At 40.3% G+C, this 15,335-nt stretch carries 18 protein-coding genes; 1 reads left to right on the forward strand and 17 read right to left on the reverse strand.

Going from position 1 to position 15,335, the window contains the following annotated elements:
• Window positions 1-124 precede the first annotated feature (124 nt).
• Window positions 125-2,401: a formate dehydrogenase subunit alpha gene (fdhF, locus tag CYP05_RS10295; RefSeq protein WP_346311065.1), complete on the forward strand. Its 2,277-nt coding sequence runs from the start codon at window positions 125-127 to the stop codon at window positions 2,399-2,401.
• Between the two features lie 91 nt (window positions 2,402-2,492).
• Here the strand turns inward: fdhF and CYP05_RS08605 are convergent, their stop codons facing one another.
• The 17 genes from CYP05_RS08605 to CYP05_RS08680 all read right to left on the reverse strand — a co-directional run bounded on the left by CYP05_RS08605 (window position 2,493) and on the right by CYP05_RS08680 (window position 15,335).
• On the reverse strand, window positions 2,493-2,996 hold the full coding sequence (locus CYP05_RS08605) for a toxin-antitoxin system YwqK family antitoxin (protein WP_103642630.1): 504 nt from the start codon (window positions 2,994-2,996) through the stop codon (window positions 2,493-2,495).
• Window positions 2,996-3,274 carry a hypothetical protein gene (locus CYP05_RS08610; protein ID WP_103642631.1) on the reverse strand — a complete coding sequence of 93 codons (279 nt, stop codon included), beginning with the start codon at window positions 3,272-3,274 and terminating at the stop codon, window positions 2,996-2,998. Before CYP05_RS08610 ends, CYP05_RS08605 begins: the two co-directional genes overlap by 1 nt.
• Complete coding sequence (locus CYP05_RS08615) at window positions 3,274-3,693, reverse strand: hypothetical protein (RefSeq protein ID WP_103642632.1); 420 nt, start codon at window positions 3,691-3,693, stop codon at window positions 3,274-3,276. Before CYP05_RS08615 ends, CYP05_RS08610 begins: the two co-directional genes overlap by 1 nt.
• A gap of 4 nt (window positions 3,694-3,697) precedes the next feature.
• Window positions 3,698-4,342, reverse strand: a complete 645-nt coding sequence (locus CYP05_RS08620) for a hypothetical protein (protein WP_103642633.1) — start codon at window positions 4,340-4,342, stop codon at window positions 3,698-3,700.
• 10 nt (window positions 4,343-4,352) lie between these two features.
• Entirely contained in the window at window positions 4,353-4,628 is a 276-nt protein-coding gene (locus tag CYP05_RS10025) for a hypothetical protein (RefSeq protein ID WP_181001198.1), read from the reverse strand.
• Window positions 4,629-4,662: 34 nt separating this feature from the next.
• Window positions 4,663-4,995 (reverse strand): hypothetical protein, encoded by a 333-nt coding sequence (locus tag CYP05_RS10030; RefSeq protein ID WP_181001199.1) that lies wholly within the window; start codon window positions 4,993-4,995, stop codon window positions 4,663-4,665.
• Window positions 4,996-5,085: 90 nt separating this feature from the next.
• Window positions 5,086-5,790, reverse strand: coding sequence for a carboxy-S-adenosyl-L-methionine synthase CmoA (gene cmoA / locus CYP05_RS08630; RefSeq protein WP_103642634.1), 705 nt, complete (start codon window positions 5,788-5,790; stop codon window positions 5,086-5,088).
• Window positions 5,787-6,680, reverse strand: a complete 894-nt coding sequence (locus CYP05_RS08635) for a bifunctional riboflavin kinase/FAD synthetase (RefSeq protein WP_103642635.1) — start codon at window positions 6,678-6,680, stop codon at window positions 5,787-5,789. Before CYP05_RS08635 ends, cmoA begins: the two co-directional genes overlap by 4 nt.
• Window positions 6,646-7,359 (reverse strand): 23S rRNA (cytidine-2'-O)-methyltransferase TlyA, encoded by a 714-nt coding sequence (gene tlyA, locus CYP05_RS08640; RefSeq protein ID WP_103642636.1) that lies wholly within the window; start codon window positions 7,357-7,359, stop codon window positions 6,646-6,648. Before tlyA ends, CYP05_RS08635 begins: the two co-directional genes overlap by 35 nt.
• Window positions 7,349-9,292, reverse strand: coding sequence for an NAD-dependent DNA ligase LigA (gene ligA / locus CYP05_RS08645; protein ID WP_103642637.1), 1,944 nt, complete (start codon window positions 9,290-9,292; stop codon window positions 7,349-7,351). The genes tlyA and ligA overlap by 11 nt, the downstream gene beginning before the upstream one ends.
• Before the next feature lie 41 nt (window positions 9,293-9,333).
• Window positions 9,334-10,194 (reverse strand): NADAR family protein, encoded by an 861-nt coding sequence (locus CYP05_RS08650; protein ID WP_103642638.1) that lies wholly within the window; start codon window positions 10,192-10,194, stop codon window positions 9,334-9,336.
• Between the two features lie 24 nt (window positions 10,195-10,218).
• Window positions 10,219-11,358, reverse strand: a complete 1,140-nt coding sequence (gene folP / locus CYP05_RS08655) for a dihydropteroate synthase (RefSeq protein ID WP_103642639.1) — start codon at window positions 11,356-11,358, stop codon at window positions 10,219-10,221.
• Window positions 11,355-11,975, reverse strand: a complete 621-nt coding sequence (locus CYP05_RS08660; RefSeq protein WP_103642640.1) for a DNA polymerase III subunit delta' — start codon at window positions 11,973-11,975, stop codon at window positions 11,355-11,357. Before CYP05_RS08660 ends, folP begins: the two co-directional genes overlap by 4 nt.
• Entirely contained in the window at window positions 11,976-12,515 is a 540-nt protein-coding gene (locus tag CYP05_RS08665; RefSeq protein ID WP_004317778.1) for a HobA family DNA replication regulator, read from the reverse strand.
• Window positions 12,515-13,714: an aspartate kinase gene (locus tag CYP05_RS08670; protein ID WP_002939482.1), complete on the reverse strand. Its 1,200-nt coding sequence runs from the start codon at window positions 13,712-13,714 to the stop codon at window positions 12,515-12,517. The genes CYP05_RS08665 and CYP05_RS08670 overlap by 1 nt, the downstream gene beginning before the upstream one ends.
• On the reverse strand, window positions 13,714-14,178 hold the full coding sequence (locus tag CYP05_RS08675; protein WP_009294160.1) for an RNA pyrophosphohydrolase: 465 nt from the start codon (window positions 14,176-14,178) through the stop codon (window positions 13,714-13,716). Before CYP05_RS08675 ends, CYP05_RS08670 begins: the two co-directional genes overlap by 1 nt.
• A 65-nt stretch (window positions 14,179-14,243) precedes the next feature.
• Window positions 14,244-15,335, reverse strand: coding sequence for a PepSY-associated TM helix domain-containing protein (locus tag CYP05_RS08680; protein ID WP_103642641.1), 1,092 nt, complete (start codon window positions 15,333-15,335; stop codon window positions 14,244-14,246).

Consider the following 15,335-nt stretch of genomic DNA (forward strand, 5'->3'; position numbering starts at 1 on the left):
AAATATAACTTAAAATTAAAATTTATTTTTTAAATAAAGAATTTTTCATAAAAGATTAAGTTTCGCACTAGTAATATTACTCAAAATAAATATGCAGAAAATGCATAATTAGAAGGAGAAAGTGATGAAAGAAGGCAAAGTCATCTGTCCTTATTGCGGGACAGGCTGTCAAGTAACCTTGCACGTGGAAAACAACGTCGTTCGTGCCGCTACTGGCGTCGAAGACAATCCAGTCAATCAAGGAAATTTATGTTTAAAGGGCTTTTATGGCTGGGACTACGTTGCAAGTCCAGACAGACTTACAAAGCCGCTTATTAGAAAGAAAAACGGAGTCTTTTCAAAAGATGGTGAATTTGAAGAGGCAAGCTGGGACGAGGCGCTTGATCTTGTCGTAGAAAAAATGAAAGAAACCAAGGCAAAATATGGTCCAGACGCATTAGCAGGAAATTTCTCAGCACGCTGTACATTAGAGGACAACTACGTCGCTCAAAAGCTAATGCGCGCTGTAATTGGTACAAATAACGTCGATCACTGCGCTAGAATTTGACACGCTCCGACAGTAGCAGGACTTGCTAAAACAATCGGAAACGGAGCTGCCACAAATAGCTTTACAGAGATTGGCACTTATAGTAACTGTATATTAATGATAGGCTCAAACCCAGAAAATGGCCACCCAATCGCAGCTATGCACATCCAAAGAGCACTAAACCGCGGTGCAAAACTGATCGTTATCGACCCTATCAAGACTGAGTTTGCAAGTAGAGCAGACATCCACTTACAACTAGAGCCAGAGCACAACATTCCAGTTATTAACGCACTTCTTTACACTATCATTGAAGAAGGCCTTGTAAATGAGGAATTTGTAAGAGATCACACAATAGGCATCGAGTACGTTAAAGAAGCTGTAAAAGACTATGCCCCAGAGGTCGTAGCTAAATACACAAGGCTAAATCCAGAGGATATCAGAGCAGCTGCTAGAATGTATGCCACCACAAAACCAGCCGTCATCACTCACGGCATGGGCGTAACTCACTTCAACCACGGTGTTGGCGGAGTTTGTGATGTATCAAATTTATTCTTGATCACTGGTAATATCTGCGAGCTTGGCACAGGCGACTTGCCGCTTAGAGGTCAAGAGAACGTTCAAGGCTGCTGCGACATGGGCGTTTTACCAAACATTTTCCCAAATCTTGGCTCAGTCACCGACCCAGAGCAAAGAGCTTGGTTTGAGAAAATATGGCACCTAGAACCTGGATTTTTAAACTCAAAAATAGGTATCCATAAAACTGAAGTACCTGATGCGATCCTTGATGGCAGAGTTCATTTCTTCTGGACTATCGGCGAAAACCCAGTCATCTCTGAGCCAAATACAAACCACTTCTTAAAAGGCATTGCAAATGTTGATTTCTACGTGGTTCAAGATCTATTTTTAACTGAGACTTCGCTAAAAGCTGACGTCGTTCTCCCTGGCGTTGCAAGTAGCGAAAAAGAGGGTCTTTACACAAATGCAGAGCGCCGTGTCCAGCACAACGAAGCTGTCATCACACCTCCAGGTGATGCTAGACAAGACTGGTGGATCGTTTGCGAGATCGCACGTCGTTTGGGCGCAACAGAGGGCTTTAACTTTAACTCTCCAGAAGAGATTTGGGAAGAAGTTAGAAAATGCGACCCTAGACGCTACGGCGGTATGAGTTACTATAGGCTTAAAAAATATCACGGACTTCACTGGCCATGCCCAACTGAAGATGATATGGGTGGTCAAAGCCTCTATCTTGATAAGAAATTCTTTACACCTGATGGCAAAGGTCGCTTTGTACCATGCCTCTTTGTGGATAAAGCTGATGAGATCGAGAGCGCAAAACTTGAGTTTGCTAAGAAGATGAATATGTCGCCTGAGTATCCTATCATGGCTGGTTCAGTCGATGAGAAGACTGACGCTGAGTATCCGATACAGCTTTTAACTACAAGAAAAGTTTATCAATACACAGTTGGCACCATGACAAGACGCTCACGTGCGATCGAAGAGGGCGGAGATAGCATCGGACCTATCGCTGAGATGAGCCCAGCGCTTGCAGAAAGATACGGACTAAAACAAGGCGACTTTATCAAAGCTTGGAGTAGATACGGCTACATCGTCGTAAAAGCTGAAGTAACTGACATCGTGCCTGATGGCATCATCCAGATGACTTTCCACTACTGGGAGAGCTCTTGCAACGAGCTAACAAGCAGCGGTTGGGACTACATCAGTAAGACTCCGACATTTAAAGCAGCTATCCAGATCAAAAAGATCGATGAAGAGGAATTTTTACGAGTTCGCGAGCTAAAACGCGAGAAATTCCAAACTTCAAAGATCATCTACGATGACTTCCACCACCACGGAAACGCAGCGATAAATGAGTAAATTTAGCGGGTAACTCCCGCTAAATTTAAACTAGAATAAGAAGTCATTTTCGCACATTGTAGATAATTGTTCCAATAAGTATTCAACAAAATCATTTAGTGTTTGCTGGGATTTTTATATTATCTCTTTCGCAAAGACCGCCTAAAAATTTACCATCTTTATAATTCATAGTAACGCTTAATTTACCATCTTTCTTGTAGTATTTTTCTTCAGTTTTATAATTATCTTTGAACCAAGTTTCGCTTTTTAATTTTCCATTATCGTAAAATATTTTATAGTGACCATCCAATACTTTACCATTGTTATAATTAATGGCTTCCATAAGCTGTCCATTTTCATACCAAACTTTCAATTCTCCATTTAAAACATCATCTGTCACATGCTTTTCTATATTCAATCTACCACTTGACAAGAAGTATTCTCTTACAACTCCATTTATTTTATTGTTTTTGTATGGGATGTCAGCCTTTAAACGCTCATTTTCATACTCTTTCAATAAGCAGCTCTCAATCATGTCGAGCTTAGTCTCACAAATTTTATCTGTAGCCATCGGTGAAAGTATTGTAATAGATATTAGTAAAACGGTCTTTTTCACTAATATCTCCTAGTTGGTGTGTATTTAAAATCACCACCATTTGTTTTTAAAACAACCTCCAAGATATCACCTATATCACAATTGATTGTTAGCTCATATTTTCCAGCAAAATCTAATTTTAAGGGAAATACATCAATATATAAGCTTCTTGACTCATCATTTAAATTTTGCAAATAAGCTATATTCTCTTTATCAGCCTTGTAAATATTACTCCTTGCTATGATTTTTTCATTATTTTTTGTATCTACAAGAAGTATTCCTTTATTCTTATCAACCATTACAATATCATGGAATAAACTACCCTCATTCTGCTGTTTTCGGATGCAATTTTCACATTTTGTGGATATTTATTGGCATACTCTTGTGCTTTTTTTGAGTTAATACCACGATATTTATCTACTATACAATTTCCACGATTAACAACAACATCGTTTATAACTGTATTATCTTCTTTCGCGGTTATAGCTATTTTATATATAGGAGTTTTAAAAATCCAATCTTCGCCTTGAATAAATTTAATCTCAGGCACTTCTATCTTATTTAAAACTTGCTCTATTTTCTCTTTTACTTTATTTGAGCTCTCTTGTATTTTATCTTTTACTTGAGAATTTTTATTTGAATTTTCACCATCTGTGCAACATACCAAAACTATACTTAATATGCATACTAGTAATAAAATTATTCTATTTTTTTTCATGGCTTTATCTTATTTTGCTTAAATCATAATCAAAGTCGCCATTACTTGTCTTGACCACCATTTTTTTCAGCTCATCTTTGTAGCATTTAACAACAATTTGCACGCTATTGGATGGGAAAACATCGACATATAAAGCTCTTGAATCATCACTTAATAAATCAAAAAATTCATCAGCTTCCTTTGTTTTATATTTTATGTCAAAAAAAGGAACCTTTTCCCCGTTTTTAGCATTAAGTACGACTAAATACTTACTATTACTTCCAGTAGCTGTATCTGATATCTGTGCTCCTCCGTTAAATAGATCATACTTGCCATTTAGCTTATCAAAAACATACCCATTCATCTTTTCTATAAAATTGCTATGTTGCTCGCTATTCACAACAAGGTCAGGATATTTCTCTGCATAAGCTCTCAATTTACGTTGGTCTGCTTTTTTAAACCTTTCTATTTGGCAATTACCATCATTTACAATAACATCATCTACTGTGCCTTTTTCAGATGGCATTTCTATCTGAAAAACAGTATACCCCTCAACTATACTGCTGCCGTAACGTATAGTAGGCTGGTTTAAACCAAACATATACACAACAGTAACAAGTACAACCATACCAAGAACAGATAAGACTAAAATTTTTCCTATAGTCTTCACAATAACTCCTTTAAATAAAATTTAATATTGTATTTATCACATCACTAATTTTTATATCAGATCTTTTTATCATTTCTATAAATCTTTGGCTATTATTAAGTGCATCAAAAAACTGTTTTTCATTTAGTTTTTTATCTTTGAGATAAATCTGAACAGTGTCTTTAAATTTTTCTTTATCTAGAAACTTTTCAAATAGAGAAAATAAAGTATTTATTCTGATTTTTAGAATTTCATTATTTAAGCCATAATCAGCAAATGAACCAAGCTTATTTATCGCATTTATCATTTCGCGCTTTTGAACACTACTTTGTATATGAATTTTAACTTCCCCATTTTTGCTCATCATAGATGGCACTAAATTTTTTAGCAATATCCACAAGAGTTTCTCTAACTATTTCATCTCCACTTTGTCTTGGATACCTCAAATGCGCATTTAAAGTTAAATTCTTTACCTTTGTTTCACTTATTTTTAATAAATTTGATATTTCATAGTTTGATGAAATTTCAAAATGTTTTGAAAGTAGATGAAATATAAGAATTTCCGTTTCGCTTTTGCTCATAGAGCCAAAGCTACCAGACAGATAGTGTTCTAAAAATTCTTTACCAAAATTTTCACTCGCTTCATCTATAATGCGTTGCAGTATTAGTTCCATAAAAAATATCCTTATTTTTTATGTGTAACTATATATATATATATGATTTAGCTTAAATTTACAAAAATAACCACTTTTTAAATGAAAATTTTACTTAAATGCAATGAAGCTCATGAAATTTCCCCATTTAAACGTGCTCTCAACACGCTTAAAGCCAGCATTTAGGGCTAAGTTTCTATTTTCTTCTTCAGTGTATGGCACAAGCACATTTTCAAGCGCCTCCCTTTTTTGGGCGATCTCGTAGCGTGAGTAGCCTTGCGCCTGCTTGTAGTCCTCGTAAATTTCTATGACGCTTTTAGTGAGCTTTTTATCTTCAAAGATGATCTTTTCACTAAACAAAAAGACGCCATTTTCATTTAGTCCGTTATAAATTTTTTGCACCAAATTTGCTCTTTTTGGCGGTCTGATAAACTGCAAAGTGTAGTTTGCCAAAACAGCGTCAAAGCCCTCTAGCTCGCACTCTAAGATGTCACCCAAAATAAACTCTATATCAGCCCCATAAGCTTTTGCCTTATTTTTAGCATTTGCTAGCATCGCCTCAGAGTTATCCACACCGCTTAACACGAGATCGTTTCTAAGGTTATTTAGCAAAAGCAGGCTATTTGCCGTAGAGCAGCCAAGGTCGCACACTTTTGCTGATTTTGGCAAAATTTTAGCCAGCAACTTTGCGTTTAAATTTGAGCTAACGTCGTAAAACGGCACCGAGCGTGAGATCATATCATCAAAAACGCTCGCCACAAAGTCATCAAATTCAAACTGCTTGCTTATAGGCTCTTTAAAAATTTCATCTCTCATATACCAGCTCCATATCCGTCAAAGTATCTCATCGTCTCTCCAAAAAAGAGATCGCACACGCCCACACACTGCCTAGCCTCGTTTATATCGCGCTTTATCTGCTCTTTTAGCTCGCTAAGAGAATTAAATTTCTTATTATCGCGCAAACGTTTTATGAAGCAAACAGCAACGTGCTTCGTCACTTTTGGCGCTACCTCGTCTAGGATGTGCGTCTCAACGCTAAAATTTCCATCCGTGCTAAGTCTGTTGCCTATAAAAGTGACCGAGCCATAGGTGTATGAGCCCATCCTCGTTCTTGTCGCATAGACGCCCTCGCGCGGCAAAAGATAGCTTTTTATATCTAAATTTAGCGTGGCAACCAGCTCTTTTGCGCCGATGCCCTGCCCTTTTATCACGTTGCCCTCGATCGAGTACTCCCTGCCTATTAGCCTATTTGCCTCATCGATGTTGCCTTGGCGTATCAGCTCTCTGATGGAGGAGCTATGCACGCCCATACCGTCATAGCAAACCTCATCAACGACGACCACCTCACCATCAAAAATCCTCTTCAGATCGTGCTTGTCCCACGCTCTGTTTCTGCCAAATCTAAAATCAAACCCAACAACGATCTTTTTTAAATTTTTAAAATCCCTCTTCAAAAGTGCGATAAATTCCTCGCCGCTAAGCCCTTTTATACTCTCAAAATCATACAAGAAGCAAGGATAATTTGAGTACTCGGCTCGCTTTAGCTTTGGCGTTATGTTTGCCTTATTTTTGTCGATGACGACAAGTCCGCCAAACTCGCCAAGCTGCTTTAGAAGCTGCCTGTGCCCCCTGTGCACGCCGTCAAAGTGCCCGATCGCAACGGCAGTGATGTTATCTTTTGTTAAAAGCGTAGAAAAATTCGGCATTTCCTTCCTTTCCCTTGACCTCGCACTCTTTGCAAGCTATCAGTTCAAATTTCAAGCTACTTGCTAGCACTTCAAAACGCTTCATAGCTAAATTTACAGCCTTAGCGTCAGTGACAACGCCTTTTTTGTTGCGTTTTACGCCAACGCCCACTTCAAACTGCGGTTTAAAAAGCGTGATGATGAGCGAATTCTCGCTTGCTAGCTCGCAAATGGCTGGTAAAATTTCAGACAAAGAGATAAAGCTCACGTCGCAGGTTATCAGATCAAATTTGTTTAAATTCTCTTTTGCAAACTCCCTGACATCAGTTTTCTCATAAATTTTTACTCGCTCATCGCCTCTTAGGCTGGTGTCCAGCTGATCAGTGCCCACATCGACGCCAGTCACGCTTTTTACGCCACGCTCAAGTAAAATTTGCATAAAGCCACCAGTTGAGCTGCCGATATCAAGTGTGTTTTTGCCAGCTAGATCAAATTTCATCGCCTCCAAAAAGCTCTTTAGCTTCAAAGCGCCTCGCCCAACGTAAATTTCATCAAGTAGTGAAATTTTAGCCTCGATAACCTCGCTTGAAACCTTGGTGCAAATTTCGCCATCTGCAAGCACCTTGCCAGATTTTATAAGCTCGCTCGCCTTGTTTCTACTTATATTTAAAACGCTTGCGACGTAGTTATCAAACCTCAAGTTTTAACCTCTCATATTCGCTCTCATCGATCACCAGCACGCCTAGCTCGTTTGCTTTTTCTAGCTTACTGCCAGCCTCCTCGCCAGCTAGCACAAAGTCCGTTTTTTTAGAAACTGAGCCAGAAACCTTTGCGCCAAAGCTCTCAAGCTCCGCCTTTATCTCATCTCTTGGGCGACTTAGCGTGCCAGTTATCACGACCGTTTTGCCACTTAGCGCGTTTGAGATGCTCTGCACCTGCGTCACGCTTGGCTGCACGATCTCGCTAAGTGCTAAAATTTCATCTCTATTTACCTCGGCAAAATCAATTAGGCTATTTGCCATCTCCGCGCCAAAGCCCTCAAGCGAGACAAGCTCCTCAAAACTAGCATCAAGCCAGCTTAGTCCAAAGCTACTTGCTAGCTTTTTAGCCGCCACTTCGCCGATGTGCTCGCAGCCAAGACCCGTGATAAAGCGCGATAGCTCCGCACCTTTGCTAGCCTCTATCGCATTTAAAAGGTTATTTACCTTTTTCTCTTTAAAGCCCTCAAGCGCCATGAGATCATCAAATTTAAGGCCGTAGATGTCTTTTATGCAAGCAATCAGCCCCTTGTCAAATAGCAAATTTACGATCGCATCGCCAAGGCCGTCTATATTTAGGCATTTTTTCGATGCATAGTGGATTATTGAGCCCACCACTCTTGCCCTGCAGCTTAAATTTTGGCACTTCACAAAGACCCCTTCATCAAGCAGGTGCGAGCCGCAAACTGGGCAAAATTTAGGCCTATCAATCGCTTGCTCGCTGCCATCTCGCCTATCTTTAAAAACCTTTGTGATCTTTGGTATCACATCTCCTGAGCGGATGATGCCGATATAGTCGTTTTTCATGACGCCAAGGCGCTCTATCTCGTCAAAGTTATGAAGGGTGGCGGATTTTACATTAGCTCCATCTATATTTACCTCATCAAGCACACCAACAGGCGTTACTACGCCACTTCTGCCAACCTGAAGTGCGACATCTCTTAGCCTAGTCACCTTCTCAATGGCTGGGAATTTAAACGCCACCATAAATTTTGGAAATTTGACTGTGTAGCCTAGCTCTTCACAGCGCGCAAGGTCATTTACTCGTATCACCATGCCATCCATCATCACGCTCTTTGCCTCGCGGCTGGCTAGTAGCTCGTTATAGGCAGTCTCAAGCTCATCTTTTTTTAAAATTTTGAAAAAATCATCTCTCTCAAAGCCAAGATCACGCACAAATTTCATCACTTCGCTGTGATCTTTTAGCCCAAGGCTCTGCTCGCCCACGCCCCAAGGTATGAAAAGTAGCTTTCTTTTTGCAGTAACCGCACTATCGAGCTGTCTAAGGCTTCCAGCGGCTGCGTTTCTAGGGTTTGAAAGTGGCGCCTCGCCATTTTTTGCGCGCTCTGCGTTTAGCAGCTCAAAGTCATCTTTTCTTATGACGACTTCACCCCTGATTTCAATGAGCCCTTTGTAGTTAATGCTCTTTGGCACCGAGCTAATGGTCCTTGCATTTTGCGTCACATCTTCGCCTGTAACGCCGTCGCCTCTGGTTATCGCCCTAACTAAAACGCCGTTTTCATAGAGTAAATTTAGGCTCGCTCCGTCAAATTTTGGCTCAGCGACAAAGGTTAAGTTCTCTTTGTCGCCACGCTTTAGCCACGCATCAAGCTCGCCAAGGCTAAAGATATCCTCCATGCTCCACATGCGCTTTATGTGGCTTGCCTTGCTAAAGCCCTCTTTTACGCCCCCACCCACTCGCTTAGTCGGCGAAAATAGCGAAATTTCACTTGGATTTGCCCTCTCATATTCAAGCACCGCGTGATATAGCGCGTCATACTCCTCATCGCTTGCAAGTGGCTCGTCCTCGTCGTAGTAGGCCTTTGCCCACGCATTTAGCGTATTTACCGCTCGTTCGTACTCTTGTTTTGTCATTTTCGCTCCAAATTTACACCGCATTTTATCTTAAACATACTTTATAAATGATCCAAATTTAGCTCATTTTCATCGCATAAATGGACATTTTTATAGACCTTTGCTATCTCGTCCCTCGCCCTCATCAGCGCAAAGCCAAGCAAATTTTGCCCTCGCCACTTCATAGGATTGTGCGCATTTTCATCACTTGCGGCCAAACCTATGCCCCAAATTTTATCAACAGGGCTTGCCTCAACCAAAATTTTATCCTTTGTCGAGAGTAAAAATTCTCGCAGCTTGGCATTTTGGCTAAATTTTAAATAGCTCGCATTTAACACAACGCTAAATTTTATCTCGTCCCAGACCTTGGCATCAAAGCCACGCACCTGCCTGCCAAGTGCCTTCATCTGCGCTGGATCTTTGGCGGATAAAATTTGCTCTAAAGCCTCTTTATCGCCAAAACACTCAGCCTTTTTAGCCATCATATATTGCTCGGCGCAAGCGTATCTCACCTCATCTTCCCAAAAGCTAGCAGCGTACCACTGGCTTAGGCAGCTGGCACTTATACTTGCGCCCTTTTGATGACCCCAAAATAATAAAAACTTGCCAGCAACACCTGCGTTGTAGCGCTTTTTTAGCCACGCTAGATCATATCTTGGCTCGCGCTCCCAAAGATCTAGCACGAAATCATTATAAGTAAAAAGTGTGCTCTCATCATCACCAAGTCTCTCATCCCAGTAGCCAAGCCACGTCGCAGGCTCAGCAAAGAGCTGCTGATACTCTCTACGTTCATCTTGGCTTAGCGATTTTAGCCAGTCATTAAATTTAAACTTATAACCCTCGCCAGCGCCCATTCTCCAGCCGATAGAAAAGGGGCTAATCTGGGGAAATTTTATCCAAGGCGGTGGAAGTAAATTTTTCATCTAGCCTCTTTTTAGCCAAGCGCCCTACCAAAGCGTGGCTTGGTTCATCGCCTCGTGCATATCAAAAAGCTGCTTGTGCTCTGCCACGTCGTGCGTTCTAATGATCTGCGCGCCGTTTTCGAAGGCTTTTAGATGCAGATAAAGCGAGCCTGGTAAGCGGTCCTTGACCTCGCTTTTATAGTAGTGATTTATCACTGATTTGCGGCTAGCACCAACAAGTAGCGGGCAGTCAAATTTCAAAAAATGCTCCAAATGCTTAATAAGCAGCAAATTTTGCTCAGCCGTCTTGCCAAAGCCAATGCCCACATCAAGCACTATCTTTTTAGCGCCAAGTTCCCTTGCAAGGGCTATCTTTTGCTCGAAAAAGTCCGTTATTTCGCCGATAAGGTCGTTATACTTTGGCGCAATCTGCATGGTGGCAGGATCACCTTGCATATGCATCATGCAAAACTGGGCATCGTATCTTGCAGCAAGCGTGGCTAAATTTGCATTTGCCGTGATGTCATTTATCATCTTAAAGCCGTGGTTTAGCGCAAATTCTAAGCAATACTCATCAAAGCTATCAAGGCTAAATTTCGCCTTTTCGTGTAAATTTAGCCTATAAATTTCCTCCACGATATCTTTTATGCGCCTAAACTCCTCCTCGCGTCCGCAATACTCGCTCCCTGGCCTTGAGCTAACGCCGCCAAGGTCGATGTAGTCTGCACCTGCTTTGATCATCGCTTCTATTTTTGCTATGCCATTTTGCGTATTTATGCGGCTTTGCTCGTTAAAACTATCTGAATTTATATTTGCAACGCCCATTATAAGAGGCTTTGCGGGCTTTATAAATTTAGTCTCTAAAAAGACGGCAAGCTTTTTAAGCCCAAAGTCTTGTAGCTTCTCTTTTTTAGCTAGCTGCCTAAGCTGCGCGTTTGTCGCCATTAGCAAGGCTTTGTTTAGGCTCTCACGACCCAAGATCGTATCATTATGCGTCACCAGCTCGGCGTCGACACTTAGAGCGTCTTGCTTTAGGATATTTGCCGCTGGGGTCTTTATCTCATCGATAAAGATAAAATTTATCTCGCTCTTTTCGTGCATGAGTTTCGCACCAGCAGGGCTTGGCGAGACAGCCTTGCAAATTTGATCAAAGTCGCTTTTGTTATTTATCTTATAAAATTTCAACGTCGTCCTTTCTCAAAGATAGTAAGCAAGAGTGGCGTTAAAACGGCGTGAGACTTGGCGTTTAGATCGGCAAGCTTTATGAGCGAGAAAAAATACTCCATCTCCTCGCCGCTAAATTTATACCCACTATCAACCGCCTTTGTCACGATAGCGCCCACAAGCTCTTTTAGCTCGTTTTTGCCAAATTTTTGCGCCTGCTCCTCTGCTATCTTTTGATCGATAAAGCTTGTTAGCTCTTTTAGGCTGAGCGATTTTAAATTTAGCTCCACACTCATTTTTGGCTTTTTGGTGAGCTTATTTTCTATGAGCATCCTCGATCTTATCGTTGGTAGAAGCAAATTTTTGCTCTGCGTTACTATTATAAATTTGATGTTTCTTGGAGGCTCTTCGATTATCTTTAAAAGTGCGTTTTGAGCCTCAGTGCGAAAAGACTTCGCCTCTATGACTAAAATTTTCTCATCTTTTTCGGCGATGTAAGCTTCAGCGATGACCTCTTTTGCATTTTCTAGCAAAAAATCATCGCTTATAAAAAATCTTAGATTATTTACGCCAAACTCGGTTTCAAGCTTGACTTTTAATTTTTCAAAATCGCTTGTTATGACGATTTTATTAAGCATTTAGAGCATCACCTTTGCAAAGAGCACGGCATCTATGCTCTTGTCGAAAAGTTTATATAAATTTAGAAGTTTGATGTCTAAATTTTCATCGCTCGAGCTTAGCGTGAAGCTGTTTTGCGCCTGCTCGTCAAAGAGCCACATATAGCTGTTTTCATCAGTTTTGGCTAAATTTGCACGCTTATCTATGCTCTTGCCGATGTAAAAAAAGATGTAGCCATTTGGAAAGGCAAGACTTAGCATATCTTTTAAAAGCTGCTTTTGCTCGTTTGTCTCGACGCTGTCAAAGGCTGGATAGAGCGATCTTAGGCTAAAAAATGGCAAAAACGGACGCTCGCTTTTTGTGCGATTGATATTTCTTAAAAGATAGTTTTCAAACCACTCTCGCTCATCGTCGCAGATGACTATAAAAGCCTTGCTATCAAGCAAAAATTTAAGCCTAGATGCGAGTAAGGGCGTCCATTCGACGCGCTTCTCCTCCATCCAGCTCATATATCTTTCGCTTCTTATAGTCTCAAGCGTCCATTGGATAAAATCTTGCATTATTTATCTAACTTATACGCATCGTGAAGCACGCGAACTGCGAGCTCGCCATATTTTTGATCAACGATCATTGAAATTTTTATCTCACTTGTTGAGATCATCTGGATATTTATCCCCTCTTTTGCAAGCGTCTCAAATGCTAGACATGCTACGCCGCTGTGGCTCTTCATACCCACGCCAATGACTGAGACTTTCACGATCGCATCGTCATACTCGACATGTTTTGCAGCTGAGAGCTTTTGCATAGTCTCTTTTGCTAGGTCAAGCTCGTTTTGTGGCACTGTAAAACCTAAATTTGTCGTGCCATCGTGTCCTACGTTTTGGATGATCATATCTACATTTATATTTTGATGAGCTAGAGCTGTGAAAATTTCAGCTGCGATGCCAGGCTTATCGACTACGCCTCTTAAAGTTACTCTTGCTTGATTTTTATCTAGTGCTATACCGCTTACTAAAACCGCTTCCATATTATCTTCCTTTGCTATTAATGTACCTTCGTTGTGGTTAAAACTGCTTCTTGTGATTAGTTTGACATTTAGTTTTTTTGCTAGCTCGACTGAGCGATTTTGAAGCACTTTTGCCCCAGCAGAGGCAAGCTCAAGCATCTCGTCATAGCTTATCTTTTCTAGCTTTTTTGCCTTTTTTTCTATCCTTGGATCAGTCGTATAAACGCCATCAACGTCGGTAAAAATTTCACACAGATCAGCTTCAAGCGCGCCAGCTAATGCAACCGCGCTAAGGTCGCTTCCGCCTCTGCCAAGAGTGGTGATATCGCCTTTGTCATCTATGCCTTGAAAGCCTGCTACGACGACGATCCTGCCGGCTTTTAGCTCAGCTTTTAGCCTAGTGGTGTCTATCTTTTCTATCCTAGCTTTTGTGTGAATTTCATCTGTTATTATCCCAGCCATTGCGCCAGTTAGCCCTACGCACGCATAGCCTTTTGCATTAAGTGCAATCGTCAAAAGTGCGGTGGTTACTTGCTCTCCAGAGCTTAAAAGCATATCAGTAGCAACGCCGTCTGGGTGCTTTGAGAAATACTCACTATATTCAACCAATTGATTTGTAACTCCACTCATCGCAGAAACTACCACAACCACGTCTGCGCCGCTGTTTTTAGTCTCTATGACCCTATTTGCCACAGCTTCGATGCGCTCAAGCGTGCCTACGCTAGTTCCGCCAAATTTTTGAACGATTAACATCAAAAATATCCTTTCTCTTTAAAATAACTCAAAACTTTGTCATAAATAGGCTTTTTGAAGTGATTTATCCCCTCTAAAGCCTTGTTGATATCTACAAATTTATACTCGCTAAACTCTGGATGCTCAGTCTTTAAATTTATGCTCGCACCATTTTTTAGTCTAACCAGAAAATACTTTTGCGTCTGCCCATCAAATGGATAAAATCTCTTTGATGCATTAGCTGGAAAGTCGTAGCTAAGCCACTCAGGATACTCTTCTAAGAAGTCAAATTTATCAGTTCCGATCTCCTCTTTAAGCTCCCTTTTTAGCGCTTGTTTTGGACTTTCGCCTTCATCTATGCCACCTTGAGGAAACTGCCAGATATCGTCCATATCAACCCTTTTTGCGACTAAAATTTCGCATTTAAAAGGGTAAGAGCTAGACAAAATGACAGCTGCTACATTTGGTCTATATTTTTTTTGCATGTTTTTTCCAAAAAATTTTATTTGAGATGATAACGAAAAAGAGTTAAGAGATAGATAAATAAGAGTTAGTTTTTACGCCGTTTGTAATAAATCACACCTCCACTAAAAAGTAGCAAAACCACACCGCATGATGCTAGACAAAATATAAATTTACCAAGCTCACCAAAGATATATCCAGCGTGCAGATCAAGCATAAATTTATAAATTTCAAATGACTTTGGCATAGCGTTTTTTGAAATTTGCTCGCTTTTAGTATCTACTAAAAGCCTAACGCCATCTCTCTCATTAGCCCCCTTTGGCAGGTAAAAGAGCATAAATTTGATGCCACCGCTATTTGCTATAAAATTTAAAGCATCAAACTCGTCTCCAAATTTAGAGATAAAAATTTCATAAGCCTTTTTAAGGTTTGCCACCTTTTGCTCATCGCTTAAGCTAAAGCCATTTTTGTTTGTAAAATTTGGCTTTTTAAAGACCTTTTCTTCGCCACAAATTTGATTTATAACCTTAGCAAAGCTCTCATAAGAAAAGTAAAGCCCACTAATGCAAATCACGCTTAAAACAGCGCCAAGATAGATACCAAAAAAGCCGTGAAGTGAGTATAAAAATGCAAATTTCTTTGCTTTTAAATTTAGTTTAAATACCTCCCCTACCCTGCTTCTAAATCTCCAAAAATATATCGCCGCCCCACTTATCAAGATAAAAAGTAGCGCAAGTGTAGAGAGTGCTATTAGCTCGCTTGCAAATTTACTCAAATTTTCATTTTTAAAAAGAGAGAGGGCTAAGTTTTTATGCAAATTTAAAACCAGTCCTATAAATTTCTCTGCGCTATTTTTTCCAGAAATTTCCCCAGTATAAGGATCGACAAAAAACGACTCAAACTCGCCGTTTTCACTAGTTCCGCTTATGACGTAAGCCTTGTTTGCCTCTGCTCTTATCTTTAGGTAGCTAAGATTCAAATTTGGCTCGCTTGTGCTAAAAATTTTTAAAATTTCATCTATCTCTAAAGGCTTTTTGCCAGCCACAACCTCATCTTTGCTAAAGATATCAATTATCTCATCGTGATACGAGATGATCGCTCCACTAATGCTAAGCACAAGAAGCGGCAAGGCAAAGATAAAAGCCAAGATAAGATGAAATTTTTTCAAAATTTTTATCAT

Source organism: Campylobacter concisus, assembly GCF_002913545.1.
GTDB lineage: Bacteria > Campylobacterota > Campylobacteria > Campylobacterales > Campylobacteraceae > Campylobacter_A > Campylobacter_A concisus_AV.